This is a genomic window from Allobosea sp. P1_A7 (assembly GCF_056406775.1).
In genome coordinates, this window is record NZ_JBFTZN010000654.1 from 1 (window position 1) to 507 (window position 507).

General features: G+C 67.9%; 1 protein-coding gene. It reads right to left on the reverse strand.

Annotated elements, in window-relative coordinates; genetic code table 11:
- On the reverse strand, positions 1-507 hold a 507-nt coding region (locus AC1D34_RS38245), incomplete at both ends, for a methyl-accepting chemotaxis protein (protein WP_476827113.1).

Consider the following 507-nt stretch of genomic DNA (forward strand, 5'->3'; position numbering starts at 1 on the left):
CACTCTCACTGACCGCATTGGTGCTGCCGGCGACAAGCACCGCGTCCGAGGCGATGCCGGAGACGATCCCGGCCTGCCGACCGACGACCTCGGCAATGGCGCTGGAGGTCTGCTCGATCACGCTCATCGTGCCTTCGATCCGCGCGATCGCATCTGAAGCGGTGGAGGCGGCGGAGCGGATATCCTGCAGCGTATCGGCAATGTCGCGCGTCGCCTTCTGCGTCTGTTCCGCCAGGTTCTTCACCTCCCCGGCAACGACGGCAAACCCGCGCCCTGCCGCCCCGGCACGCGCCGCCTCGATCGTGGCATTGAGCGCGAGCAGATTGGTCCGGGAGGCGATGTCCTCGATGAAGGCGAGCACGGAGCTGACCTTGTCGGCAGCCTCGGTGAGACCGGAAACATCGCGGCGCGTGGAGCGGACATAGCTTGCCGCCTCGCGCGCGGTGTCGTCGGCGTGCAAGGTCTGGCGCGTCAGCTCGCGGATCGAGGCATCGATCTCCTCGGCGG